At 41.8% G+C, this 26,091-nt stretch carries 20 protein-coding genes; 12 read left to right on the top strand and 8 right to left on the bottom strand.

Annotated features, from left to right (window positions below; all coding sequences use genetic code 11):
• Window positions 1-171: 171 nt before the first annotated feature.
• The 5 genes from HNW13_RS11285 to serA form a co-directional block, all read right to left on the bottom strand.
• Window positions 172-1,350, bottom strand: a complete 1,179-nt coding sequence (locus HNW13_RS11285; RefSeq protein WP_243756245.1) for a lipocalin-like domain-containing protein — start codon at window positions 1,348-1,350, stop codon at window positions 172-174.
• Window positions 1,347-3,944, bottom strand: a complete 2,598-nt coding sequence (locus HNW13_RS11280; RefSeq protein ID WP_192115423.1) for an ABC transporter permease — start codon at window positions 3,942-3,944, stop codon at window positions 1,347-1,349. Before HNW13_RS11280 ends, HNW13_RS11285 begins: the two co-directional genes overlap by 4 nt.
• 4 nt (window positions 3,945-3,948) lie before the next feature.
• Entirely contained in the window at window positions 3,949-4,653 is a 705-nt protein-coding gene (locus HNW13_RS11275; RefSeq protein WP_101086180.1) for an ABC transporter ATP-binding protein, read from the bottom strand.
• A gap of 145 nt (window positions 4,654-4,798) precedes the next feature.
• Window positions 4,799-5,761 carry a tRNA-modifying protein YgfZ gene (ygfZ, locus tag HNW13_RS11270; protein WP_192115424.1) on the bottom strand — a complete coding sequence of 321 codons (963 nt, stop codon included), beginning with the start codon at window positions 5,759-5,761 and terminating at the stop codon, window positions 4,799-4,801.
• 166 nt (window positions 5,762-5,927) lie between these two features.
• Window positions 5,928-7,157 carry a phosphoglycerate dehydrogenase gene (gene serA, locus HNW13_RS11265; protein WP_101086178.1) on the bottom strand — a complete coding sequence of 410 codons (1,230 nt, stop codon included), beginning with the start codon at window positions 7,155-7,157 and terminating at the stop codon, window positions 5,928-5,930.
• Window positions 7,158-7,349: 192 nt separating this feature from the next.
• On the opposite strand from serA, the gene HNW13_RS11260 reads away from it, so the two are divergent.
• The 5 genes from HNW13_RS11260 (at window position 7,350) to katB (ending at window position 11,896) form a co-directional block, all read left to right on the top strand.
• A complete protein-coding gene (locus HNW13_RS11260; protein WP_162022264.1) occupies window positions 7,350-7,973 on the top strand; it encodes a DUF2238 domain-containing protein in 624 nt (207 codons plus the stop codon).
• Between the two features lie 480 nt (window positions 7,974-8,453).
• A complete protein-coding gene (locus tag HNW13_RS11255; RefSeq protein WP_101086176.1) occupies window positions 8,454-9,122 on the top strand; it encodes a response regulator transcription factor in 669 nt (222 codons plus the stop codon).
• Between the two features lie 145 nt (window positions 9,123-9,267).
• Window positions 9,268-9,705 (top strand): PaaI family thioesterase, encoded by a 438-nt coding sequence (locus HNW13_RS11250; RefSeq protein ID WP_192115425.1) that lies wholly within the window; start codon window positions 9,268-9,270, stop codon window positions 9,703-9,705.
• Window positions 9,706-9,929: 224 nt separating this feature from the next.
• Window positions 9,930-10,172, top strand: coding sequence for a YgjV family protein (locus HNW13_RS11245; protein ID WP_101086174.1), 243 nt, complete (start codon window positions 9,930-9,932; stop codon window positions 10,170-10,172).
• Between the two features lie 263 nt (window positions 10,173-10,435).
• On the top strand, window positions 10,436-11,896 hold the full coding sequence (gene katB, locus HNW13_RS11240; protein WP_192115426.1) for a catalase KatB: 1,461 nt from the start codon (window positions 10,436-10,438) through the stop codon (window positions 11,894-11,896).
• Window positions 11,897-12,050: 154 nt separating this feature from the next.
• Here the strand turns inward: katB and HNW13_RS11235 are convergent, their stop codons facing one another.
• Window positions 12,051-13,535: a CYTH domain-containing protein gene (locus HNW13_RS11235; RefSeq protein ID WP_192115427.1), complete on the bottom strand. Its 1,485-nt coding sequence runs from the start codon at window positions 13,533-13,535 to the stop codon at window positions 12,051-12,053.
• A 236-nt stretch (window positions 13,536-13,771) separates the two neighbouring features.
• Here HNW13_RS11235 and HNW13_RS11230 point away from each other — a divergent pair, with 236 nt between their 5' ends.
• From HNW13_RS11230 to putA, 4 genes are all read left to right on the top strand, one after another.
• Window positions 13,772-14,452 carry a TIGR00153 family protein gene (locus tag HNW13_RS11230; RefSeq protein ID WP_059747637.1) on the top strand — a complete coding sequence of 227 codons (681 nt, stop codon included), beginning with the start codon at window positions 13,772-13,774 and terminating at the stop codon, window positions 14,450-14,452.
• 25 nt (window positions 14,453-14,477) lie between these two features.
• Window positions 14,478-15,746 carry an inorganic phosphate transporter gene (locus tag HNW13_RS11225; protein WP_101086171.1) on the top strand — a complete coding sequence of 423 codons (1,269 nt, stop codon included), beginning with the start codon at window positions 14,478-14,480 and terminating at the stop codon, window positions 15,744-15,746.
• 140 nt (window positions 15,747-15,886) lie between these two features.
• A complete protein-coding gene (locus HNW13_RS11220; RefSeq protein WP_101086170.1) occupies window positions 15,887-16,468 on the top strand; it encodes a TIGR04211 family SH3 domain-containing protein in 582 nt (193 codons plus the stop codon).
• 402 nt (window positions 16,469-16,870) lie between these two features.
• A complete protein-coding gene (putA, locus tag HNW13_RS11215; protein ID WP_192115428.1) occupies window positions 16,871-20,065 on the top strand; it encodes a bifunctional proline dehydrogenase/L-glutamate gamma-semialdehyde dehydrogenase PutA in 3,195 nt (1,064 codons plus the stop codon).
• A gap of 105 nt (window positions 20,066-20,170) precedes the next feature.
• Here the strand turns inward: putA and HNW13_RS11210 are convergent, their stop codons facing one another.
• Entirely contained in the window at window positions 20,171-20,455 is a 285-nt protein-coding gene (locus HNW13_RS11210; protein ID WP_101086168.1) for a hypothetical protein, read from the bottom strand.
• A gap of 367 nt (window positions 20,456-20,822) precedes the next feature.
• On the opposite strand from HNW13_RS11210, the gene HNW13_RS11205 reads away from it, so the two are divergent.
• The 3 genes from HNW13_RS11205 to HNW13_RS11195 all read left to right on the top strand — a co-directional run bounded on the left by HNW13_RS11205 (window position 20,823) and on the right by HNW13_RS11195 (window position 23,880).
• A complete protein-coding gene (locus tag HNW13_RS11205) occupies window positions 20,823-22,166 on the top strand; it encodes a Na+/H+ antiporter NhaC family protein (RefSeq protein ID WP_192115429.1) in 1,344 nt (447 codons plus the stop codon).
• A 251-nt stretch (window positions 22,167-22,417) separates the two neighbouring features.
• Window positions 22,418-23,110 carry a hypothetical protein gene (locus HNW13_RS11200; RefSeq protein ID WP_157822783.1) on the top strand — a complete coding sequence of 231 codons (693 nt, stop codon included), beginning with the start codon at window positions 22,418-22,420 and terminating at the stop codon, window positions 23,108-23,110.
• Window positions 23,111-23,172: 62 nt separating this feature from the next.
• The gene (locus tag HNW13_RS11195) at window positions 23,173-23,880 is read left to right on the top strand and encodes a 23S rRNA pseudouridine(2604) synthase RluF (RefSeq protein WP_192115790.1); all 708 of its coding nucleotides are present in this window, start codon (window positions 23,173-23,175) and stop codon (window positions 23,878-23,880) included.
• A gap of 3 nt (window positions 23,881-23,883) precedes the next feature.
• Here HNW13_RS11195 and HNW13_RS11190 read toward each other — a convergent pair whose 3' ends face one another.
• Window positions 23,884-26,040, bottom strand: a complete 2,157-nt coding sequence (locus HNW13_RS11190; RefSeq protein WP_192115430.1) for a S46 family peptidase — start codon at window positions 26,038-26,040, stop codon at window positions 23,884-23,886.
• Between the last annotated feature and the right edge of the window lie 51 nt (window positions 26,041-26,091).

Raw genomic sequence — 26,091 nt, 5'->3', positions numbered from 1 at the left:
GCGTATTGTGCTTGAGATGCAGATTATTTGCGGATTAAAAGCCCATTGGTGCTCTGTTGCTAACATGGTACCAAGGAATGGGGAATTGAGATTTTGAGAGGTATGATCTTTGTAGGTAGGCCAAGGCTTGCTTATCTTCGAGAGCGCATTCCACTCGAATGGTAAACAGGCCTAGTAACCCGTAAGCTCCATATAACCTTGACCTTGGTGGCTGCCTTTAATCGTAATGGGGCCTTCCCAATATGAGGTTGATACTGGCATGTCGCTGTTGGGGTTAACGGCTTGAGTTGTGACGTCGATGGCTTCACTGTTAATGTTAATTCGCCATGCAATAGGATGATTGCCTAATGCCGTTTGTTGCCACTGAGTGGGTTGCATATCGATATCATTAGGGTTGTCTCGGCTATTAATATTGTGACCACTACCATCAGCGAACATCCTTCTAGCACTGTAAAAATGTGCTTGGTCATTTTCGCCGCGCAGTCTAAATGCCATTAACGTTGAGTTGTCGTCTAAACGCAGTGAAAACCAATCCCAACCTTGCTGGGCCTTGGTTAAAAATTGTGAACTCCATTCGCGGTCAAGCCAAGCTTTACCGCTGACTTTTTCAGTAACACCATGACGGGTAACTAGACCCGTTACATCAATAAAGGGTTGGCTGTAATAATAAGATGCCACGCTTTGGTCTGCACTTTTGCTGCTATAACCTTTATCGCCTTGTAATTGCAGAGGTTGCTGACTGTTTAGCTGTAATTGATAACTAAACTTATCACTAGCGACATTTAATGTGGCCGGAAACAGACTGTCAGACTTACTTAACCATTGCCAGTTTTGTAAATGTACTTCAAATGGTTGTGGTTTAACGCTTGCAAGTTGTGGGTGGCCTCGTGACCATTTTTCGGCCATTAAATGTTCAGTATTTGTGGTTACCGCGGCATGTGCCATGTAAAGCTGATTGGTCACCCAATTATTCGTTGTTGTCGCTTGAGGGCTTACTGGTGGTGTCATTCCGATACGAAATTGAGTCCATTGCACGCCTACATCTTCACCTGCAGCGGTGGTCAAGTTTGCGGTTAAATACCACCACTCAATTTTAAAGTCATCGTGAGCTAAGTGGTCTTGCGGAAAGAGTAAGGTTTTACCTTGAATTACTTCGCTATAACCTTCAGCAGAAGCTGACGACATACTGCTAATGGTAGACTGTTTTACTGCAACATTTTGCTGAGGAGAGCAAGCCACTAGCAATGCGCTAAGAGGAAAGACAATGACCATCAACCATTGCTTCTGCACTCTGTAGCTAACAGTTTTGAACGCGACGTTGAGTACGCTCTTGAAAGTGAAAGAGGTCATAGTGCTTCCTGTTGCAAGCTGGATATCAAGGGTTTTCTGGTTTGCCAATACAAAGGTAAACACACTGCAAGTAAACAACTGACCACAGCAATGATCACCACTTGAGCATATGCCGCCCAATCCCACACCATGGCGATGCTCCAGCCAAATGCTTGTAACGTGACTTTATGAATTAATAAATAACCCAGTAACGCGCCTGTCGGTAACGCGACCAAGCAGGTTAATAACACGATAAATAGCATTTGCACTAACACCATCATCCGTAATTGATTACGACTAACACCTAGAGCATACAAGCGGGCTAATGGTGCTTGCCTCGCTTGCGTTAGCATCATACAGGCACTGAATAAGCCAATGGCAGCTACCAGTAAGGTTAAGCTATTAAGCACTACAGTGATTGAGAATGTTTTATTAAATATGTTAATCGCTTCAGTTTTAATTCGCTGCTGGCTGTACATGTAAGCAGAAGACAGATTGATTTGCTGGCTAATATTGTCTTGTAGTGGAGTAATATCACCTTGATAAGACACGGCTAGGCTAATGGGTTTGGCGGGTAATTGAGATTGCTGCCATAAGGACTGAGTAATAATCGCTTCGCCTTGGGGATTACCGTAATCGTAATAAATTCCGCCAATGTTCAAGCTAGCTTGACCAAGTTGCGATAGCTGAACTTTATCGCCTATATTGAGTTGGTATTTTATCGATAATGGTTCACTTATCATCAGGCTTTCACCTGCTGTGAATGTTGTCCAAAAGTCATCGGCTGTGGTTTTAAATACAGTTGTTTCGGTTAAAGACAAATGGTCACGACTGACAAGGTGGATAGCAACCTGTGTTTGCGGCGTTTCAATTCGATTAAGGTTGCTGTCGACAGTCCATTGCTCATAAATCGCTTCAACCTTGGGATCTTGTTCCAATAATATCGTTAAGGTATCGATTTGGTTTGGATTGGGTCTAATGTATAAATCTGCATGCAAACGGGCATCGAGCCATTTTTTTAAGGTAATTTCAAAACTGCCCACTAAGGTGTTCATGGCAATATTGGCACACAAAGCTAGCAGCATTGCCATCATCGCAAGCGCGAGAGGAGCAATAATCTCTTTGGTTTCGGCAATCACGTATTGCCACAGTCCTTTAGGCATAAATGGACTGAGTAAGTTAACTCCCCAATGTAAAAATTGAGGTAACAATAACGGAATCGCAACCGAGAGAATACCCAGTAATACTAGGCTATGGCGATACTGTTCGGTAAAAGCGAAGGCGATAGTACACACTAAGATTAGCAATGCTGCGATGATAAATTGTCGCCAATGAATAATGCCGAATTGTTGGCTTTGTGGTTGTTTTTGAGCCCCTTGCGCAAGTGGGGTGTTAATCAGGTTTATCAGCATGGGAATACAAGCAGCAAATGCCGCTGACAAGGTTAATATGAGTGCTTGTGCAAACCATTGCCATTGCCAGTTTCCGGGTAATAATTTGGCGCCATAAAGCTGTTCAAGAGTGATGGCGACCATAGGTTGTAGCCATTGCGATAATTGCAGTCCGACAATAAAACCTAATACACAGCCAATAAACACTAAACAGACTATTTCAATGCTTAGGGCAAGCATGATGGTGCGCCTATCGAGCCCTTGCTGCATGATTTGCACCAGCAATTTTTGACGCTTCATTAAGCTATAACGAACCCCGTTATAGGCAATAAATAAGCCGACAACAAAGGCCAACATGCTCATGGCATCAAGATTAAGATGAAAGCTGGCAGTGAGGGCGGTAAGCGATTCGCCTTCACTCGTTTGGGTGGTGAAATTTAGCTTACTGGTATCAATACCTGCTTGGGTTAGGGTGTTCGTTAATCGAGCTATCAGTTGCTCATCTGTTTCTGATTCGTTTGCGGCTGAGATATTTGCATTTGAAGAGGGTGAATCAAATACGGCAACGTAACTTAACTTACCCTGCATATTCAGCAAGGGTTGAGCGAGTGAGATATCGGCCAAAATTGCCGAACCAAGCCCCCACGAATCATCAATGGCAACGAGTTCAACAGCAGTGTCGCTCAGTATTATGCGGTCAGTGTTGTTGGTCACTTTATTCATGCGTTCGCGCTGGCTTGCCGACATTAGCACTTTGGGTTTGCCTGCCAGTAATTCTGCTAGCGGAATATGCGTCGCTGTTATCGATGAGCTAGCACCTGATTTTTGCTGTTGCATGTTGCTGGTCATAGCGGCAACTACATCACTACTATTAACCCGCCATAATCGGCCTTGTTCATCGGTTGCGATGCCTTCAATGCTGGCAATGGTATTGAATCCTGCATTGGCTAATGCAAAATAAACTGACTCATCAATACTGCTTTCTGTACGGTGGCTAATCGATAAGCGAGCTTGTTGGCTCATTAGTTCGGATACATTGCCATAGCTTTGTTTGGCGTTTTCGTTGGTGGCGTATACGCCAATCAGTAACGTTACCGCGAGCATGATGCCCAGTAAAATAGCACTGGCTTGCAGGGGGGCATGACGATAATGGCTGGCAAACAGGTGCAAGCATAACCTTAAGCGCTTAATTGAGAATAAGTATGATGAAGAGTTAGTTGTCATGGGCTTAACCTTGCAATGTCATGTCAGCAGGGTTAATCACAATCTGTTGATTTTCGACGTGCCAGCGATGCTGCATAAATGCGGCACATTGTTCGCTGTGAGTCACCATTAAAATACAACAGTTGGCTTGTTGAGCGAGTTCGGTAAGTAGTTGCATGACTTGTAATCCGGCGTGTTGATCAAGATTACCTGTCGGTTCGTCGGCTAATATGAGTTGTGGTTTGTGAGCTAATGCCCGCGCGATAGCCACTCGCTGTTGTTGCCCTCCGGATAAGTTTTCAACGTTGCGGTCTAACAATGGCGTTAATCCTAGCTGGTGGCAAAGTTCATCACACCAAGGGCTCCATGCTAACTGATTTAACGCCAGTGAAAATTGAATGTTGTCGCGCACATTTAATGGTGTGAGTAAGTTAAATTGTTGGAATATAACCCCGAGCGACTGACGTCGATATTGGCTCCATTGCTTATCTTGCCACTTTGTCACCGATCGCATGTTATCAGCCTGACGGATTAACATGTCACCGTTGTCTATGGTTTCAAAGCCACCAATGATATTCAGTAAGGTACTTTTACCGCTGCCGCTAGGCCCGGTTAATGCGATAGTTTGACCTTGCTGCAAAGTCAGGTTGACGTGATTAAGCACCGAATGAAATGACTCGCCATCGCGGAACCCTTTACTAATATTTTCTAAGGTGACGATAGTAGTCATAGTCGCTCCATAACGAATTAGCTTAATTGAAGTTCTGAATAAACAGAGTAATATTATCAATAATATACGTGATATAGATCATTAATGTTCAAAAAATAAAAAAGCGAGCCAATGGCTCGCTTAATGAAGATACAACATCAATTAATTAAGCATCTGCTAAAGAATATGGCAACTCGATAATAGTTAGCTGTGAGCTTTCATCTCCGGTAATACGAAGTTGAGCGTTGTTTTCGGTATCATTTGGCAACACCGCGGTAAGCAGTACCTTGTCACCATATTGGACGCATTCAATGATATTGCCACCACGACGGAAGCCGCCTTCAAGGGCAATTTCTAATTGAGTGTCAGTGCTGATGGTTTGCATGGTAGTACCAGACAAAATATACAATGCACGTTTATTGCCACCGCGATATTTCATCCTGGCAATGGTTTCCTGGCCCATGTAACAGCCTTTGGTAAAGCTAATGCCATTAATGGCTTGTAGGTTGCACATTTGCGCAACGTACTGGCCGGAATGAGCGGCATCTATGTTTGGATAACCGGCTTTAATTTCCAATGCTTGCCATGCACTTGCAGCAAACAATGTTTGTCCCGATTGGCTGATAATGGTTTGTGCTGCTGCATTGTTAATAATGGCAATAAAACGTTCACCATCACGAATAATCACACCTTGCTCAACAAGGTTAAGTGGTTGCGATACATCGCCAAAATGTTCAGTTGCAAAGGCTTGTGCTTTTGGGCCAGCAATACCCATTATTTGATAATCATTACTGACATCGGCGAGTTCGGCTTTACTGAATACAGCGTATTTTTGTAACTGAGGTAAATCCAAGCTTAAAGTACTTTTTGGCAGTAACATGAATAAGCTATCGCCGATTGAAAACCCACGGAAACTGGCGAGCATTTTACCTTTAGGGTCGCAATGAGCACCCCATTTCCACTCGTTTGTGCCAAGGGAGGTAATATCTGTGGTGACTTGGCCATGAATGAAACTGCGCCCTTGCTCACCAGTGATTTCGATTAACCCCATATGCGTCAAACTTGATAACATTAATTCAGGAGACGTGGCGATAAAATCCCAATCTGGTTGGTTTACTGAAATGGTCATAACTATCCCTAACGTGTGAATAAGACGGTATGGTTGGAGTGTAACGGATTAATAGAATGCTCAACAGGGGGCTATGGTTTTAAAGCCAATAAAAAAGCTACCTTGTGCACAAGGTAGCTTTTTTAGGAAGACAATTAACTCAAGTTAATTGCTTATAAAAGTCAGTTTAAAACAATACCCGCGCACGGATAGTGCCTTCAATAGATTTTAATTCAACCAATGCTTCTTCTGCTTGATCAGAATCGACTTCCATTACCACGTAACCAATTTCAGCAGTGGTTTGTAAGTACTGAGCAGCAATGTTAATGCCTTTTTCAGAAAACGCTTGGTTAATTTTAATCAATACACCAGGACGGTTTTGATGAATGTGCAATAAGCGTGAGGTACCGCTATGTTGCGCTAAAGACACTTCAGGGAAATTGACCGCAGACAGTGTAGAACCGTTATCTGAGTATTTCACCAGTTTGCCAGCCACTTCTACGCCGATATTTTCCTGTGCTTCAGCAGTACTACCACCAATATGCGGTGTGAGTAATACATTGTCTAAGCCACGCAGTGGAGAGATGAATTCATCATCATTCGACTTAGGTTCTACCGGGAATACGTCAATCGCAGCACCCGCAAGATGTTCTGACTTCAGGGCATCGGCTAAGTCTTCGATATCAACAACAGTTCCGCGAGAGGCATTGATAAAGAAACTGCCTTGACGCATTTGAGCAAATTCAGCTTTAGCGAACATGTCTTTAGTTTGCGGTGTTTCTGGTACATGCAGGCTAACAACGTCTGCTTGGGCCAATAACTTGTCCATAGAGTGAACTTGAGAGGCATTGCCTAACGGTAACTTATCTTCAATATCAAAGAAAATCACTCTCATGCCCAAGGTTTCAGCCAAAATACCCAGTTGAGTACCAATATGGCCATAACCAATCACACCTAAGGTTTTACCACGAACTTCAACACTGCCATTAGCACTCTTCAACCAACCGCCACGATGTGACATGGCATTGCGCTGTGGAATGCCACGCATCAGCATGATGATTTCACCAATCACCAATTCAGCAACACTGCGGGTGTTGGAGAAAGGGGCGTTGAAAACAGGAATACCCAGTTTCTCGGCCGTGGCTAAATCGACTTGGTTGGTGCCAATACAAAAACAACCAATCGCAACCAACTTTTCTGCACGGTGTAATACTTCCGCAGTAAGCTGGGTGCGGGAGCGTAATCCAACAAAGTGAGCATCTTTAATTGATGCAATCAAAGCCTCTTCGCCTAACGAGGCTTTATGGTATTCAATGTTGGTATAACCTGCACGTTCTAGTACATCGACCGCAGTTTGGTGGACGCCCTCCAACAGCAGGATTTTGATCTTATCCTTGTCAAGCGAGTGTTTCGCCATGATATGGGTACCCTCTTATCATTAAATGGTGCTTAAGCTAATGGTTATACTAATGCTTATACTAATAGTTATGATATAAATGCGGACTTCCGGCGCATTATCAAAGTAGCACTTTTTTAAGCGCTTGTAGAGGGCTAGATGGCTAAAGTTTATATTCTAATTTGAGAACAATATCTCATGGAGAGAATTAAGATGAAGAGTAAGGTTATATGGATAGGGATTTATCTATTAGTACTGTTGTGGTCAGTTAGCGCACCTAAAGATATGTTCACTTGGTGGTTAGAAGCTATACCTGCGTTAATCGCATTACCTATTTTATTTTTTAGTCGTAAAAGCTTTCCTCTGACTACGTTAGCTTATGCACTTATTTTAGTGCATTGCTGTGTGTTATTTGTCGGTGCACGTTATACCTATGCTGAAGTGCCGTTATTTGACTGGCTAGCGCAAGTGATGGGCGGCGAGCGCAATAATTACGATAAAGTCGGCCATTTTGCTCAGGGTTTTATTCCGGTAATATTAGCTCGCGAAATATTTATTCGTAAACATGTCATGCAAATAGGTGCTTGGTGTCAGTTTTTAGCAGTATGTTTTGTGTTGGCGTTTTCAGCTTTTTACGAATTAGTTGAATGGTGGGTTGCCATTGCTACCGGTGAAAATGCCGAGGCATTTTTAGGCACTCAAGGATATGTTTGGGATACTCAATCTGACATGTTTCTAGCATTAATTGGTGGGGTATGTGGCTTACTGTTGTTATCGTCTCTTCATAATAAACAAATAGCGACCAAAATGGCGCTTAACCAGCAGTCTTTATCATAAGGCTCACTTAACTTATTTAGTTAGCTTATTTTGTCATAAAATGAGTAAATTTGGCTGCTAGCATTGATGAGAGATTGATGATGTTGAGCGAATTGAAAGTATGAGCTTATCAGTCTTGGGTTAGTGATAAAGTCTACGCAAAGTCAGTCAAATTTACTATTCATACTTTAGACTTACATAATAGTCATATCAACTAACAAATTTTTACTATGCTTGCTGTATAGGAAGGTTTTTATTATAAGAATCGTGATTGATAATGACCGACTTAACCTAATAGCCACTTTTTTGGTGAGTCGATTTATCTCGTAACGCGATTAACGAATGAAGAAAGAACATGCTCTAATATAACGACAAAAAGTAAACTATCTGCTCAGCCTAGTTTTGAAGGCTAGTAAACGTATTTCATTTACGTATAGTATATAGCCTCAGGATGTGCTCAAGGTATGTTGAGCAATAATGTACTTTTCAGGGAGAAGAGTGATGAGTTCAAATATTGATGAGTTGGTGTTTTTGCACCAAATCGCAGCACCTTGCCATTTAGCTATTTTGGCAGAATCTATCGGGTTGAAAACTCGAATTGTAAAACATGCGGCTGAGCTTGAGTTAGAAAAAAAATCCAACAACTTTTATCTTGTTTCACAAAAAGGTGCGGCCTTAGACAGTAAGGGCATCCCGTTACTGGTATCGCGTTTAGTGGAGCATGTCCCTGTAGCATTGTACCAAGTTGAACGTGGATCACTTGATCAAGAGTCAGCATTACTCTTAGGCGTACGGGGTTTGTTATACAGTGATCAACGCATGGACTTAATGCTGACGGGTCTGCGTAAAATGGTTTCTGATGAATTGTGGTACGACCGTCCACTGATCAGTAAGATTTTTAGACGTTTAGTCCAGCAACTCGATACCAACGTTGAAATCCCTGCCGATACCGTGGCCATCCTCCAAAGATTAACCAGTCGAGAAAGAACCATTATTCAGCTTGTTTCTAGCGGTGCGCGTAATAAAGAAATTGCCCAGCGTTTGTGTATTAGTGAACATACTGTAAAAGCGCATATCTCATCTATTTTCCGTAAAACGGAGTCTCGTAACCGAGTTGAGTTATTGCGTTGGGCACAGACCTACCAAAGCCATTGCGAATTAGTGAGTTAACGTACATATAGATTTAGTGAATAACTATAAAAGGAGCTTAGGCTCCTTTTTAATGGGTTAATGTTATTGATCGCGTTTTTCTTTCAAAAAGGTAAGCTAATCAGTACACTGAGTTTTCTAATAATAATAATGATGGATATTAAGAATGAGTATTTGGTTTAACATTGTCACTTTAGAAGATTGTGCTCGCTTAGATGCAGGGATTCAGGGAAAGGGCACCTTAATGCAAACATTGGGCATTAAAATTACTGAAATCGGCGACGATTATATGGTTGCCACTATGCCAGCCAATCCAGCAATACATAATCCATTAGGGATTGTTCATGGTGGTGCGAACGTCGCACTAGCAGAAACAGTAGCCAGTTATGCCGCCAACTTTGTGGTCGACTTTACCCGTTATTATTGTGTCGGCCAAGAAATCAACGCCAATCATTTGAAAGCATCACGTAATGGTGAATTAACGGCAACGGCTAAACCTGTGCATTTAGGTAAACGCAGTTCGGTTTGGGAAGTCCTTATTCGTAACAGTGCGGGTGAACTTTGTTGTATTTCACGAATGACGGCAGCGGTTGTAGAGCGATAAGCTATTATAGATACTAGAATTCTAGTAATAAATAGGCCTTATAATCAGCGATAGACCAACGTTTTAATTTTGTTGATTCGGTATTATGCATATAAGGCGTTTTGCTTGTTTGAATGTAAAAACAGATGCGTTAAGCAATAAGGTTATTTCATTCACTGACTCACGCTAGCTTAAGGTTGTTACTCGCTTGCATTGGTGTAGGCATATTAATATAAGGAAAATCCATGGACAGTATTAACATCTGGGAATGGGTAGGATATTTAGCCTCTGTCGTTGTGGCTATTTCGCTGATGATGTCAGACATTAAAAAACTACGCTGGTGGAACTTAATTGGTGCAGGGTTGTTTGTGGCTTATGGCCTCGCGATTGATGCGATCCCTGTGGCGCTGGTTAACTTTTTTATTGTATTAATTGATCTCTATTATTTAGTGAAGTTATACCGTGAGCCTACTCCACCCACTGAATAGTCACATTGTGTCTCGATAAAGCCAAATAATCAGTTTGGCTTTTTTATTGCCTGCATTTTAGTTTTAATCTGTTTTTCCTATCCTTAATAAATTACATAATCGCTTTTTTAGTTTGCAATAATCTATTTTAATCGTTTTATGTAATTCTGAAGTGCTTCTATTATGTGTCCATCGAATGATGAGTTGAGTGAGGAAAATCATCATGGCAACAGTTTATGACTTAATTGAGCAGTGGTTAGTAGACCGCACATAGGAGCAAAAAAATGAATCAAGGTAATTATTTAACCAGCCAAAATGGCGCCCCGGTAGCAGATGATCAAAATTCAATCTCGGCTGGTGAACGTGGTCCACTGCTTTTACAAGATTGGCATTTAATAGAGAAGCTGGCTCATTTTAACCGTGAACGTATTCCTGAGCGTGTGGTACATGCTAAAGGGACTGGTGTATATGGGACGTTTACACTAACTAAAGATTTAAGTGAATTTACCATAGCGGATCATTTTAATGGTGTCGGTAAGCAGACTGAAACATTTATGCGCTTCTCTACGGTAGGCGGAGAAATGGGGTCAGCAGATGCAGAGCGTGATCCACGCGGTTTTGGACTACGTTTTTATACTGCTCGTGGTAACCACGATATTGTCGGTAATAATACCCCTACATTCTTTATTCGTGACGGTATTAAATTCCCTGACTTTATTCACACTCAGAAACGTCACCCACAAACTAATTTAAAAGATCCCCAAGCAATGTGGGACTTTTGGGCGCTCAATCCAGAGTCGATGCATCAGGTGACCATATTAATGTCAGACCGTGGTATTCCGGCTAACTATAGACAAATGCATGGTTATGGTTCGCACACGTTCTCGTTTTGGAATGCTAAGGGTGAACGTTTTTGGGTTAAGTTCCACTTTAAATCACAGCAAGGCGTGGTAAATTTAACCGGCGAACAAGCAGATATACTAAAAGGGATAGATCCTGATTCATCACAACGCGACATGGTGGCAGCAATTAATGATGCTAACTTCCCGCGTTGGACTGTGAATGTGCAAATTATGCCAGAAGCTGATGCCAATACTTACGCCATTAATCCATTTGATTTGACTAAAGTATGGCCGCACAGTGATTATCCGTTGATTGAAGTGGGTGAACTTGAGCTAAACCGTTTACCACAAAACTACTTTGCTGAAGTTGAACAAGTGGCATTAGCACCAAGTAACTTAGTGCCAGGAGTGGGGGCGTCGCCAGACAAAATGCTGCAAGCCCGTTTGTTTTCATATGCAGATGCGCAGCGCTACCGTATAGGGACTAATTATAATCAATTACCCGTTAACTCTCCGCATGCCGCTAAAGCCAACCATCATCAACGTGCTGGTGCTATGGCAGGAACACAGTGTCCTTATCAAGGTAGCCAAACCGGTGGTGATGCCAGTGTTAATTATGGTCCTAACAGCGTTGCACCACTCACTGAAAATGCAAGTTTTGAAGAACCACCGTTACGTTTAGAAGGAGAGGCTGCACGCTTTAGTCGTTATAACCAAGATGACTTTACCCAAGCGGGTAATCTATATCGTATCTTCAGTGAAGCAGAGAAAAATCGTTTAGTGGAAACGATTGCGGGCACACTCAGTCAAACAACCTTAGATGTGCAACAAAAAATGGTCGATCATTTTACTAAAGCGGATGTTGATTACGGTCAACGTGTTAAGCAGGCTTTGGCAAAGTAACCTGTATTTTGCCAAAGAATAAGCGACGATTAAGGCCTTAACGCTAACAAAATAGTTGTTTAGTAAAACAGGAAGATAATCATTATCTTCCTGTTTTACTATTCATCACTAATACATGTGGGCGTGTAACCATTTATATGGGGAATATGCACGCTTACCAGTAAATAGGGACTTTTAAGGCACTTTTTCGCGAATGCTCCATGGCAAACAATAAACTGGTTTCTTTATTGTCTAACCAAGCTTCAATATTAAGCTGATGCTGTGCACTCAAATGCCTTAATATTTTATATGCAGATAACGTACTAATCCCTAACGCTAAGTCTTGCCATGGTGCCCGAAAAGCCTCGCGCTTTTTAGCGGGATACATTTCTCCATAAGCAAACCCAACTAAGATACTTTCATCCAAAGCATCAGCAACGTGTTGGTAATCAATACTGTTCATTTCAGCGGTTATAGGCATTGATTTTCCAATACGTTTCCATGAGGCTTGCTGTAGCTGGTTGGCAAATAAACCTAATTCGGGATAATGACGGCTTTCATTTTTGCCGCTTTCAGCGGTTAATAGCAAATCGACCAATGCCAATTGTAATTGACCATACTCAGGATGTTGCCATATTGAGCCTAATTGAGTTGATATCGACATAGAGTCGATATAGTTTTCTAGTTGTAGGCAAACAAGGGTTTTATTGTTGATGTTGGCAAGTGGTTTAGCATCGTCTTGTAATAATAAACAACAACTTTGCAGTGGGCTAACAAATGCCAGAGCATGCTCAAGATGATCGAATAATGGGCTGGTGTGCTGATCTAATAAACCAAATTGATTTAAGGTGAGCCTGAGTAAGCGCACACAGCGGCGTAATTCGCCCCACAAGGCTGATTGTTGATGAACATCACCAGTTGGCAGCGTTAATATATTTTCAATCAATTGCCAGCGCTCAAGACCTGTTTCTAATAATGTGCTCAAGGCTTGCTGCATATTATTGTTTTTTGGTAATGAAACATAATCAATATGCTCAATGGTGAACGGCTTTGATTTGCCTGCAAGTTGATAACCGCGTTGAGCTTTACTGGCTTTACCTAAGCGAAATGGTACTGACTTAGCGACTTCTGTTGCGAGTATTAATAATGCAGACGTCTCTCCTGCGAGTAATTCAAATTCGAGTTCGCATATAGGGTCAACTTTATCATCAGCAATTATTTCACCTACATCTAGTGCAACCTCAACAAGGCTATCATTAAGGTATATATGCCAAGTTTGACGCTCAAAGTTGGTTTCAAAAATACATTTTAGCGATGTTGACACCTTGTCGAGATCATTTCCCTCTGGCCAAATTTCTTTTGGGAAACGTGACAAGATCGGTGTTTTTTGATCAATGCTGACATTATATTCAGGACGAGAATGGATCCCTCCTACGACCCTGCCTGCTGTTTTTATGGTCTGTTCGAGTTGATTGTCAAAACCTCTTACGCGTAAGCCCATATCCCAACGACGCAGTTGTAAGTCGTCGGTATCGAAATATCCGTTGGTGAGTTTTTTCTGCCCTTGTGGGCTTGAATTAGGGTAGTCATTCAATATTTTTTTTAACAAATCATGATGTTGTGATTGAATGAATAGTTTTAACTCTATTTCTGCGTCCATTGACTTTATGTTTGCCTTGTCATCAAATATTCACTAATGCGTCACATTATCTTCATAATGTCATATTGTTGTAATAAAAATCTCTTAGGATAGCATTGCTCGCATCATATATACTGAGCAACGATAACAGAGAAACTGTCGTACGAAATTAAAAAACACAGTTTCATTATGCGGACGCTTGGGTTAACATGCGCCCGCTTTTTCCAAACTGGAATTTATTAAATAGGTAAACGGCAATGCCAGTAAACTCTATTTTAGGTGTGTTTGCAAAATCACCTCTTAAGCCTTTAGAACTACATATCGACAAAGTACATGAGTGTGCATCACTTCTTGTTCCTTTCTTTGACGCAACCAACTCAGGCGACTGGGATGAAGCGATAAAGATCCGCAAACAAATTAGTTTGCTTGAAAAAGAAGCGGACTCACTCAAGCGTGAAATTCGCCTGACTCTTCCTGGTGGATTATTTATGCCTGTTGAGCGAACTGACTTGCTTGAGTTATTAACTCAACAGGACAAAATCGCTAACAAGGCAAAAGATATCTCTGGCCGTATTATTGGCCGTCAGTTAGTCCTTCCTCAGCCTATGCAAGATGCCTTTGGTGCTTATCTAAAACGTTGTTTAGATGCCGTATCACTTGCGAAACGGGCTATTAACGAACTCGATGATTTACTCGAAACCGGTTTCCGTGGTCGTGAAGTTGAGTTAGTTGCCAAAATGATTAATGAATTAGATCTTATCGAAGAAGATTCTGATGATTTACAAATTCAAGTGCGTCGTCAGTTGTATGCATTAGAATCTGAATTGAATCCGATTGATGTGATGTTCACGTACAAAATTATCGAATGGGTTGGAGGTTTAGCAGATATTGCTGAGCGTGTCGGTTCCCGCCTAGAGCTAATGCTAGCTCGTAACTAATCACAAAGGTTATCAAGGAAACAACATGGTTGATGTATTAGTCACCAACGGCCCTATGCTCATTATGATAGCGGCTGCATTTGGATTTTTGATGGCATGGGGCATTGGTGCAAACGACGTAGCCAATGCAATGGGAACCTCTGTAGGTTCTAATGCCATTACCATTAAACAAGCGATTATTATTGCAATGATCTTTGAATTCGCCGGTGCTTTTTTAGCTGGTGGTGAAGTCACGAGTACAATTCGTAAAGGTATTATCGACGCGAGTTACTTTACTGATGTCCCAGAATTGTTGGTATACGGCATGATTGCCTCATTACTTGCTGCGGGTATTTGGTTAGTTGTAGCGTCAGCGTTAGGCTGGCCAGTTTCGACAACGCATTCAATTATTGGCGCTATTGTTGGCTTTGCCGCAGTGGGTGTCAGTGCTGATGCAGTTGAATGGGGTAAGGTTGGCGGTATTGTAGGCTCTTGGGTAGTGACACCTGCTATTTCGGGTTTTATTGCTTATATCATTTTCCAAAGTGTGCAAAAGCTGATTTTTAATACCGATGATCCATTAGCAAGTGCTAAGCGTTATGTGCCTTTCTACATGGCATTGGCCGGTTTTGTGATGTCACTTGTGACCATTACTAAAGGCTTATCACATGTAGGCATAAACTTTTCAACACTTGAAGCATATGCATTAGCAGCTGTGGTTGCAGCCGTAGTCGGTCTTGCAGGTAAAATTGCTATTAGTCGTTTAAAAATGAGCGATAAAGCCGATCTAAAAACCCAGTATGGGAATGTTGAAAAAGTATTTGCCATATTAATGGTTGTGACTGCATGTTGTATGGCATTTGCCCATGGCTCAAACGACGTTGCTAATGCGATTGGTCCTTTAGCTGCTGTGGTTTCTGTCGTAGAAAGCGGCGGTATTATTGGTGCTAAAGCGGTTCTAGCATGGTGGATTTTACCACTTGGTGCTGTTGGTATTGTTATGGGCTTGGCCATTTTTGGACAGCGTGTGATGCAAACCATTGGTAAAAACATTACGCATTTAACCCCAAGTCGTGGTTTTGCTGCTGAATTAGCTGCCGCATCGACTGTGGTTATTGCTTCTGGTACTGGTTTACCTATTTCAACAACGCAAACGTTAGTGGGTGCTGTGTTGGGTGTGGGCATGGCGCGTGGTATTGCAGCAATTAATATTGGTGTAGTACGTAACATTGTTGTGTCTTGGGTTATTACTCTGCCAGCCGGTGCTGCACTGTCTATTTTGTTCTTCTTCATTATCAAGAACATCTTTAGTTAATTTGACTAAGACGCAATGAAGTATTAGCAGAAATGTGAACGCTGAATGTATTTAAGAAGGAAGTCATATGACTTCCTTCTTGCATTCAGAGCATTTAATAAATAGCATGACAATAAGTTTTCTGAGTTTGGATAAATACCGTGTTAAGAGTACTTTCAATCCTTATATTTTTACTTGCGCCAAGTGGCGTATTTGCAGCCCAAGCACCAACGCGATTTATTTCTGATGATGTGTTCACCTATATCCACGGTGGACCGGGTACAGAGTTTCGTATTATCGGTAGTGTTGAAGCGGGTCAGCCGATCACTTTATTGGATAATACCGAAGGTGATTTTACTCAAATCATTGATCATAAAGGTCGTGAAGGCTGGGTATTAACCAGTTTAGTTTCAGATCAGCCTAGTTTTCGTGAGCGTTTTCCTGAAATGGAAGCACAATTAAAACAGGCTAATGAGCAATTAAATAACATTACGCAAAATACTGACAATACTGAAGAATCTTTAACACTGTCTAACGAAAAGGTGTCTGAGTTAAAAGCCGCTCTTACCAAAGCGATTAAAGAACGAGATGATGCTAAGTCAAAAGTACAGCAAGCCGCGGATAACCAACGTTATGAAATGTGGCAGCAAGGTGGGTTAATTGCAGGTATTGGTGCGTTGATTGGTATTGTATTGGTGTATTTACCTCGTCCACAACGTCGTAAGAAAAGCCGTTGGATGTAACATCTCCAATAACGATGAGATTTTCGCGGATAAAGTGATACGACTAATGTCTCTCATTTGATTGTATAAAGGCCAACTATTCAAACGTTGGCCTTTTTTTTAATCTTTTTCTTGATGAAATATATTCATATTCCATGTTGGTATAATTATTAAAAAAGTTACTAATTAACATTAACTTAAACGTTTATTGTTGTTGTGATGTTAATTAACTAGCACATTGTTTCTGTCTGTTTCAGTGACCAAAATCAAACAATTATTAGCAAGTTTTCAACTTGAGTGTCCAAGTTCACATTTTGAATGTATAATCGCCGAAAATCAGATCGTACATTGTATACAAAATAAAATATTCGTGAATACAGTGTCCATTCAACAACGATAATAACCATCCTTAACCTGACCTAGATGGAAGCGAATACTATGTTCAAAGCGAGTGAAGTACTGGACGGCCGCTATGACAATGCCACTCTTGAGGAACTGTTTACTGCAGTGACCAACAACTACATTGTCGATGAAGAGCAATACCTGTCTGAATTAATTAAGCTTGTGCCTTCGTCTGAACAAGACATTGAGCAAGTGACTCGTCGTGCCCATGAGCTCGTGAGCAAAGTTCGTCAGTTTGAGAAAAAAGGTCTGATGGTTGGTATTGATGCATTTTTGCAACAATACAGCTTAGAAACGAAAGAAGGCATTATTTTAATGTGCTTGGCTGAAGCCTTGCTGCGTATTCCTGATGCTGAAACAGCTGATGCGCTAATTAAAGATAAATTGTCTGGTGCCAAGTGGGATGAACACCTAAATATGAGTGGTTCATTGCTGGTTAATGCCTCAACGTGGGGGTTAATGTTAACCGGTAAACTGGTTAAGTTAGATCGTAATACTGACGGTTCGCCAAGCAATATACTTAAACGTCTGGTTAATCGTGTCGGTGAGCCGATGATCCGTCAAGCTATGTTAGCGGCGATGAAGATCATGGGTAAGCAATTTGTGTTAGGTCAGGACGTTAAAGAAGCGCTTAAAAATAGCGAAGCTAAACGTAAGTTAGGTTATACCCATAGCTATGACATGTTAGGTGAAGCAGCATTAACCGCCAATGATGCGCAAAAGTATTTTAACGATTACAGCAATGCTATTCGCGATTTAGGCGCGCAGCAATATGAAGAGTCTGGCTCACCAAGACCGACTATTTCGATCAAATTATCTGCATTACACCCTCGTTATGAAGTCGCTAACGAAGATCGTGTATTAAGCGAATTATACGACACGGTTATTAAACTTATTATACAAGCGCGTGAACTCGATATTGGTATTTCTATCGATGCTGAAGAAGTTGACCGTCTTGAATTGTCATTGAAGTTATTTAAGCAGCTTTATCAATCAGAAGCCGCTAAAGGCTGGGGCTTGTTAGGTATTGTAGTACAAGCTTATTCTAAGCGTTGTTTACCCGTTTTGTGTTGGTTGACGCGTCTTGCTAAAGATCAAGGCGATGAAATTCCGCTGCGTTTAGTCAAAGGTGCTTATTGGGACAGCGAGCTAAAATGGGCGCAACAAGCAGGCGAAGCTGGCTACCCACTTTATACCCGTAAAGCCGGCACGGATGTGTCTTATTTAGCGTGTGCGCGTTATTTATTGTCTGATGCCACCCGTGGTGCTATTTATCCACAGTTTGCTACTCACAACGCGCAAACCGTTGCCAGTATTGATGCGATGGCCGCTGATCGTTTATATGAATTCCAACGTTTGCACGGTATGGGCCAAGAGCTTTACGACACCATGCTTGCAGAAAGCGGTGCTAAAGCGGTACGTATCTATGCACCCATTGGCGCGCATAAAGACTTACTGCCGTATTTAGTTCGTCGCTTACTGGAAAACGGAGCCAATACCTCATTTGTACATAAACTGGTTGACCCTAATACCCCAATAGAAAGCTTAGTGGTTCATCCATTGGTGACGCTATTAGGTTACAAGTCGTTAGCGAATCAAAAAATTGTTAAGCCTGCTGATATTTTCGGTGCAGAACGTAAGAACTCTAAAGGATTAAACATGAACATTATTTCTGAGTCAGAGCCATTTTTTGCTGCACTGGACAAATATAGCGATACTCAATGGACAGCAGGTCCATTGGTAAACGGTAAAACCTTAACGGGTGAAGTGCAAACCGTTGTTAGCCCATACGATACTTCATTAACGGTAGGTAAAGTGGCTTTTGCTGATGCTAACGCAATTGAACAAGCCATTGCTGGTGCAGATGCTGCTTTTGGTGGTTGGGCACGTACACCTGTTGAAACTCGTGCTAATGCACTACAGAAATTAGCTGATTTATTGGAAGAAAACCGTGAAGAGCTGATTGTATTATGTACTCGTGAAGCGGGTAAGAGTATTCAAGATGGTATTGATGAAGTTCGCGAAGCAGTAGATTTTTGTCGTTATTACGCCGTACAAGCTAAGAAGATGATGGCTCAGCCTGAATTGCTTCCTGGCCCAACAGGCGAGTTAAACGAGCTGTTTCTACAAGGTCGCGGAATTTTTGTGTGTATTAGCCCATGGAACTTCCCGTTGGCGATTTTCCTTGGTCAAGTTTCTGCTGCACTTGCTGCGGGTAACACGGTTATTGCCAAGCCTGCAGAGCAAACCTGTTTGATCGGTTATCGTGCTGTGCAACTTGCGCATGAAGCCGGTATTCCTACCGACGTATTGCAGTTTTTACCAGGTACTGGTGCAGTTGTCGGTTCTGCAATCACTGCAGATGAACGTATTGGCGGTGTGTGTTTTACCGGCTCGACTGGCACTGCTAAATTGATTAACCGCACCTTGGCCAACCGTGATGGCGCAATTATTCCATTAATTGCTGAAACCGGTGGTCAAAATGCCATGGTGGTTGACTCAACATCACAACCAGAACAAGTTGTTAATGACGTGGTGTCTTCATCGTTCACCAGTGCTGGCCAGCGTTGTTCGGCATTGCGTGTATTGTTCTTACAAGAAGATATTGCAGATCGCGTAATTGAAGTCATGAAAGGCGCCATGGAGCAATTAGTGATTGGCAACCCAAGTTCAGTGAAAACCGATGTGGGCCCCGTGATTGATGCCACTGCCAAAGCTAACTTGAATGCCCACATTGATCATATCAGCCAGGTCGGCAAGTTAATTAATAAACTTGAATTACCTGCGGGTACTGAAAATGGTCATTTTGTAGCGCCTACAGCCGTTGAAATTAGTTCAATTAAGCTACTCGAAAAAGAACATTTTGGGCCTATTTTGCATGTTATCCGTTATAAAGCGGCAGATTTGGCAAAAGTGGTTGATGAAATCAACAGCACAGGTTTTGGGTTAACATTGGGTATTCATAGCCGTAATGAAGGCCATGCGCTTAGCTTAGCAGACAAGGTTAACGTGGGTAACGTATACATTAACCGTAACCAAATTGGTGCAGTTGTAGGTGTACAACCATTTGGTGGCCAAGGATTATCGGGTACAGGTCCTAAAGCGGGTGGCCCACACTACTTAACTCGTTTTGTGACTGAAAAGACTCGCACCAATAACATTACCGCTATTGGTGGCAATGCGACGTTATTGTCACTAGGCGATGCTGAAGAATAAACCTGAAGTAGTTGCATTAAGCCCACTTTTTAGTGGGCTTTTTGTTATCTCGAGTTTAGGTTATGTGACCCTAATGGGTATAAGGCTATTTAATTATGAGGCAATTTAATGATGACTCTGGATATCATTGCGTTGTAAGCCACGACTGACATTTTTACACAGTTTTCCAAAGCGGCTGATATCGCCAAGTGAAGGTATAACGCCCTGGGCAATGGCTGCGTCCCAGTAATTAACTTCAGCATCAACCAAATCGAGTAACTTTTTAGGGCAGCCAACACAGTTGTTGTTAGGGCCACAGCTAAATATACCGGGTTGATCAAATGGTAAGGTATTTTTTACTTGCTCAAGGAGTCGCTTCATTGCACTCACTCTGTCTGGTTTACGTTCCATAGCCTCACCTCTATATAAGTTAGAGAATCCTTGTCAGCGTAACAAATCGGCATTAGGTTATGATTAACGTACATCAATTTTTTAGTGAATAAAGAGACCTAAATAGATAAATTGATTATGGTTATGTAAAATATTTGTAGCAGTTCTCAGGTTTTAGAATAAAAAACGCTTTGGAAGCAAAGAAGTCTAGACGTCTAGATTGACAGCGGCGAACAGTTCTCTTATTCTTGGCACAACTTGTTATGATGTGACTGCAATATTTAGCACCTTTGAATCTGTTGTTAAATAATCACCGATGACCGAGATTGTGTCGTACTCGCTTTTCTCATCCAACAATCCCTATTCGTTAAGATAAAGAGAGATCATTTTGACCAAAGCTACTTCATCAGTTACCACAGCAGGAAACAGCCCGGCATCGTTTGTGGCGTTATTACCGTTATTTTTGTTTTTAGGATTATTTATTGGCGCAGGCTTATATTTTCAAAGCCAAGGTGTTGATTATGCGTTCTATCAATTACCCAGTGTGATTGCGATTCTCCCTGCCATCGTGTTGGCAGTTTTGTTGTCGAAACAGAAAATAAATAGTGCGATAGAAACCTTTATTGAAGGTATTGGCCATAGCAATATTATAGCCATGTGTTTAATTTATTTATTGGCAGGCGCATTTGCTGCAGTGGCTAAAGCCACTGGTGGCGTTGATGCCACCGTTGCGCTTGGTTTATCGTTTATCCCATCAAATTTATTATTGCCAGGTTTCTTTGTTATTGCCGCTTTTATCGCGACCTCAATGGGTACATCTATGGGCACCATCGCGGCGGTAGCACCAGTGGCACTAGGTGTCGCAGACCAAGCACAAATTGATTATGCCTTAATGGCGGGTGCGGTGATGTCTGGTGCATTATTTGGAGACAACTTATCGATTATTTCTGATACCACGATTGCGGCAACACGTACTCAAGGTTGTGAAATGAAAGACAAGTTCCGTGAAAACCTAGTATTTTCGATACCGGCGGCGATCCTCACCTTGATTGCTTTTTCGATTGTCGGTCAAGGACAAGCGGATATAGCAGCTCAGGACATCGAAATATTAAAAGTATTACCGTATTTAACCATTCTGGTGTTAGCTGTGATCGGTTTAAACGTCTTTGTAGTGTTGTCGTTAGGGATTGTACTTGCTGGCATGACAGGCGTGCTGAGCTCGGGTTATAGCGTTATTCAATTTGGTAATGATATTTATACTGGTTTTACCAATATGCAGGAAATTTTTATTCTGTCGATGTTAGTCGGTGGTTTAGCGGCGTTAATGCAGCAACAAGGCGGATTAACTTTTGTCAGTAAGCAAATTGAAGGTTTAATCAGTCGCTTTTCAAAAGCTAATGGCGAAGCATCAAGCCGTGCGGCAGAGTTAGGCATGGCAGCGATTGTTGCCGCCACTAATACCTGTGTTGCTAACAATACAGTATCGATTGTGGTCACCGGTGACATTGCTAAAGAGCTTGCTGAAAAACATGGGGTATCGCCAAAACGAGCTGCGAGTATTTTAGATATCTTTGCATGTATTATTCAGGGATTAATTCCACATGGTGCCCAAGCATTATTAATTGCCTCGGTGTTTACCATCAGCCCATTAACTGCAGTGTCTAATGCTTGGTACTGTATGATTTTGGCCGTTGTAGCGGTGATAATTGTAATATTGCGTCAACGTACTTAAATTGGCTACAGGGTAAATCACACTGTCGCTAAGGTTAACAAGATTAAAGTTAAGGTGACGATTTAGCCGCTATTGCAACCAATGCCCAGTCAGTAACGATTGGGCATTTTTATTTTTGGTTTAAGTTTTTGTTTAAATTTTGCTTTAAGTTAGGGCTTAGGTTTAGTTTTTTGGTTATGTGATTATCGGCTTTTACTTTTTTGCTTTCCGCGTTAACATTCTCATCCCATTTTTGACATAAGTATCGTTCAGTGACAGATAGAGTCCGTAATTATGATTTACACCTAGTGATTGTATTTATGTCATTGGCTGCGGCTGTAATCTGCTCTTTTGGTGTAGGAAGTGCGTTAATCGTGCAAGCCGACGGCATCAATTTGGACATGTTGATGATCCGCCCCGATACGCTTGGCGATTATATGCATTCGTCGTTTGCAATCGTGTTTAATTTATCACTATTAGCGGGTGGCTCATGCTTCTTACTCGCCATGGTGGCGGTGTTTAATACTTTCCCTGATTTACTGAGCCGCTACATCGCCATTATTGGTGGCGTAGTGGGTGTGAGTATTGTGCTAATGGGTGTGTTTCCGATTAACTTTCTAGACTTACACCGTAAAGCGTCGACGCTTTATTTATTCAGTACTATTTTTTTGCATTGTATTTGCCTACTTGATTACTTTAAACCTGGCAGCACGATGACCAAGCGAATGCTTAGTTTGAGCATTATTTCACTGTGTAGTGGGTTATTATTATTAACGTTGTTCGATTGGAGTCAGCTGGATTTTACCGAGTGCTCAACGGATTTACCTCAGTATTGTATTGTGTCTTCAGCCATGTGGACATTAACGCAAGCGAATATTCTATGGTGTATTTGCCTTGGGTTAAGCCTACTGACAACCATTAAAACTCAACAACATAGTGTGTATCAATTTCTCGAAACCCGTTAACGTCTATTTATTCTTGCTTGAGTACTATCTATGATATCAATACGATTAAGTCTATGACATCAATGCGATTAAGTCATTATTTGGCGGTGTGTGGTGTGGCCTCAAGACGCCAAGCTGCACGGCTTATCGACAGTGGTCGAGTGAGTATTAATCATCAATTAGCTAAACACACTGATCGAGTTAACCTTTGCGAAATCGAGACAATTCTAGTAGACGATAAACCGATCCTTGCTGTGCAAGATAAACAGTATTGGCTATATCATAAGCCTGTTGGAATGGATTGCCGTTTATTAGTTGATGATCCTCACAGCTTACTGCATGTATTACCTGAGTTACCAAGGTTGTATCCTGCAGGGCGTTTGGATAAAGATTCTCGTGGTTTGCTACTACTCACTAATGATGGTCAATTAACGCAAGCGCTCATGCATCCCGATTATTATCATCCTAAGACATACGTGGTCCAAGTTGATAAGCCAATTAGTGCTAGTTTTCTATCGATGATGACAAAGGGTGTCAGTTATGGCGATGTGCAAACTCGACCATGCGAAGTTCGGCCATTGAGCCTGGCGAGTGCAGAAGACAGGTTTGAGATTGTATTAACCCAAGGATTAAATCGGCAAATACGCCGTATGTGCAAAGCATTAGGTTACAAGGTGATTGATTTAATGCGAACACAATTATTAGATATACGTATTGATGAGCTTGCAGAAAAAACAATGCGGCCATTAACGACCGCAGAGTTATTGAGTCTTAAACGTGCAGTAAACTGAACGTTATCTAACGATTTCCATTTCAGCTAATAAGTTGTCAGCATTATCTAAATACTGCATTACCCATAGCATGTAGCGGCTGTCTACTTGGATAGAACGGTTACTTTGTGCGTCGTATCCCCAGTCTCCAATGATACTTTCGTACACACCATCAAACAGTAAACCCACTAGTTCAGCACGACCGTTTAAGGTTGGTGAGCCTGAGTTACCACCCGTTGTGTCTAGGGTAGATAAGAAGTTAACCGGTACAGAGTCAACCGCTTTGACGTAGTAATCGCCGTATTGCTTTTGTTTAATCAGCTCAAGTTGTTTAGCTGGCGCATCGAAAGGATCAACACCAGTGTCTTTGGCTAAAATGCCTTCTAAGCGGGTAAAAGGCACCGCCACTAAACCATCCTGTGGTGAATAACCTTTCACGTTACCTACCGTTACACGCAGGCTTGAGTTTGCATCAGCATAAACAGGTTTTCCTAACTCGCGATTGTAGGCAATGATAGCGTCCATATATTGTGGACGTACTTTCATTAAGTCACCTTCTAATTGCTTTTTCTCTTTCTCGCGCGCCATGTCAGCATCATAGGTTTGTACTGCAAATTGAATGAATGGGTCGTTAGATGCTTTAAAGTCGGCAACCGATTTGTTCATCCATGCTAAGCGAGTTTCTTTGTTATTTAGCTTGGTGTTGGCGTACATTTTATCGAGTGTTTTAGCTAATGCTTTAGCATCGAACTTGCTGCCAATACCAAATGCTTTGTCTAAAGCGGCTAAATGCTGCTCTGCAGGTAATGCAGCATAACGTGTCAGTAAATCGGCTAGCAGGGCTTTATCGACACTGGCGGCATAACGGCGATCAATCCGTTCCATGCTTGAAGTGAAGTTGGTCATGTCACGTTGTTGGTAGCCTGGTTCACGTGCCATATCAGCTAAGGTTTTCTCATTAGCTAAGCGATACAAATCACGTGCGGTAGTGACCATAGTGGTGTAACCGATGTAACCTAATAAAATGTCACGTTGCTGATTTTGCTGACTCTTTGCCACTAACTTTTCTAAGCTTGATAGTGTTTCGCCATACTGCAGCTGGCGTTTTTTATCTTTACCAATCCAGTTTGCTAAATCGCTTTCTATTTTCTCACGATCAGCGAGCATGGTTGATTTTCCATAATACTCAATCATCGAGGTAAAGTTTTTAGCATAATTAGCTAAACCAGCAATCAAGCTTTCGTATTTAATCCGCTCGTCGCTGCCTTCAGAGGCTGTTTCTTTGATGATGCTAATCATGCGCTCTTGTAGGACTTTGCCTTCTGGATAAGCCCAATTAAACTGATTGTTAACTTCATCGGCTGTGCGATAACGGTTGGTACGGCCAGGATAGCCAGCAACCATCACAAAGTCGCCATCGCTAACGCCTTTAGCTGATACTTTTAAAAAGCTTTTTGGCTCGTACGGTACGTTGTCTTTGCTAAAATCGGCAGGCTTGCCGTCTTTAGATACGTAAGCACGATAAAATGAGAAGTCACCGGTATGACGAGGCCACATCCAGTTATCGATATCACCGCCGTATTTGCCCACGCTAGCGGCTGGGTTATAGGCTAAACGTACGTCACGAATTTCTAACTGCTTAACAAGATAATATTCTAGGCCGCCATGGAAACTATACACCTGGCAACGGTAACCATCTTCTTTTTCACATTCAGCAACTAAGGTTTTTTCTTGTAGTTCTATACCTTTATAAAACTCATTACCCACTTTATCCATCTGGTTTGCTTTAACTTTATCAGTAACATTGGTTACCGCTTCAGTTACAAAAATACGTGAACCAGGTGTCGCCGGTAATTCTTCTGCGTAAGTTTTTGCTAAAAATCCGTCTTTAAGGAGGTTTTTTTCTGGGGTTGAGTTGTACTGAATTGAGCCATAGGCACAGTGATGGTTGGTAACCACTAAGCCTTTTGGCGACACAAATGATGCGGTACAACCACCCAGGCTGATAACGGCATTCATTGGGAATTCGGTTAATTTTGAAATTGAATCAGCGCTTATTTCTAAGCCTTTTGCTTTAAGTTCATCAGCCATAGCGGGAAGTTGATGTGGTTGCCACATACCTTCATCTGCCGCAGCGCCAAAGCTGGCTGCCATAGCGACAGTTAATAACCATTTTTTCATTATAATAATTCCATTTGGGGTGTTCACGGGTAATCAATATTGCCGTCAGTC

Source organism: Shewanella sp. BF02_Schw (assembly GCF_014596695.2).
Classification (GTDB): Bacteria; Pseudomonadota; Gammaproteobacteria; order Enterobacterales; family Shewanellaceae; genus Shewanella.
Note: the sequence above shows the minus strand (reverse complement) of the source record. Positions and strands in the feature narration are given on the sequence as shown.

What these genes read in the sequence shown, in the direction of transcription:
- HNW13_RS11285 (WP_243756245.1), bottom strand. Translation starts at nt 1,350, where the DNA reads ATGACCTCTTTCACTTTCAAGAGCGTACTCAACGTCGCGTTCAAAACT.
- HNW13_RS11280 (WP_192115423.1), bottom strand. Translation starts at nt 3,944, where the DNA reads ATGACAACTAACTCTTCATCATACTTATTCTCAATTAAGCGCTTAAGG.
- HNW13_RS11275 (WP_101086180.1), bottom strand. Translation starts at nt 4,653, where the DNA reads ATGACTACTATCGTCACCTTAGAAAATATTAGTAAAGGGTTCCGCGAT.
- ygfZ (WP_192115424.1), bottom strand. Translation starts at nt 5,761, where the DNA reads ATGACCATTTCAGTAAACCAACCAGATTGGGATTTTATCGCCACGTCT.
- serA (WP_101086178.1), bottom strand. Translation starts at nt 7,157, where the DNA reads ATGGCGAAACACTCGCTTGACAAGGATAAGATCAAAATCCTGCTGTTG.
- HNW13_RS11260 (WP_162022264.1), top strand. Translation starts at nt 7,350, where the DNA reads ATGAAGAGTAAGGTTATATGGATAGGGATTTATCTATTAGTACTGTTG.
- HNW13_RS11255 (WP_101086176.1), top strand. Translation starts at nt 8,454, where the DNA reads ATGAGTTCAAATATTGATGAGTTGGTGTTTTTGCACCAAATCGCAGCA.
- HNW13_RS11250 (WP_192115425.1), top strand. Translation starts at nt 9,268, where the DNA reads ATGAGTATTTGGTTTAACATTGTCACTTTAGAAGATTGTGCTCGCTTA.
- HNW13_RS11245 (WP_101086174.1), top strand. Translation starts at nt 9,930, where the DNA reads ATGGACAGTATTAACATCTGGGAATGGGTAGGATATTTAGCCTCTGTC.
- katB (WP_192115426.1), top strand. Translation starts at nt 10,436, where the DNA reads ATGAATCAAGGTAATTATTTAACCAGCCAAAATGGCGCCCCGGTAGCA.
- HNW13_RS11235 (WP_192115427.1), bottom strand. Translation starts at nt 13,535, where the DNA reads ATGGACGCAGAAATAGAGTTAAAACTATTCATTCAATCACAACATCAT.
- HNW13_RS11230 (WP_059747637.1), top strand. Translation starts at nt 13,772, where the DNA reads ATGCCAGTAAACTCTATTTTAGGTGTGTTTGCAAAATCACCTCTTAAG.
- HNW13_RS11225 (WP_101086171.1), top strand. Translation starts at nt 14,478, where the DNA reads ATGGTTGATGTATTAGTCACCAACGGCCCTATGCTCATTATGATAGCG.
- putA (WP_192115428.1), top strand. Translation starts at nt 16,871, where the DNA reads ATGGAAGCGAATACTATGTTCAAAGCGAGTGAAGTACTGGACGGCCGC.
- HNW13_RS11210 (WP_101086168.1), bottom strand. Translation starts at nt 20,455, where the DNA reads ATGGAACGTAAACCAGACAGAGTGAGTGCAATGAAGCGACTCCTTGAG.
- HNW13_RS11195 (WP_192115790.1), top strand. Translation starts at nt 23,173, where the DNA reads ATGCGATTAAGTCATTATTTGGCGGTGTGTGGTGTGGCCTCAAGACGC.
- HNW13_RS11190 (WP_192115430.1), bottom strand. Translation starts at nt 26,040, where the DNA reads ATGAAAAAATGGTTATTAACTGTCGCTATGGCAGCCAGCTTTGGCGCT.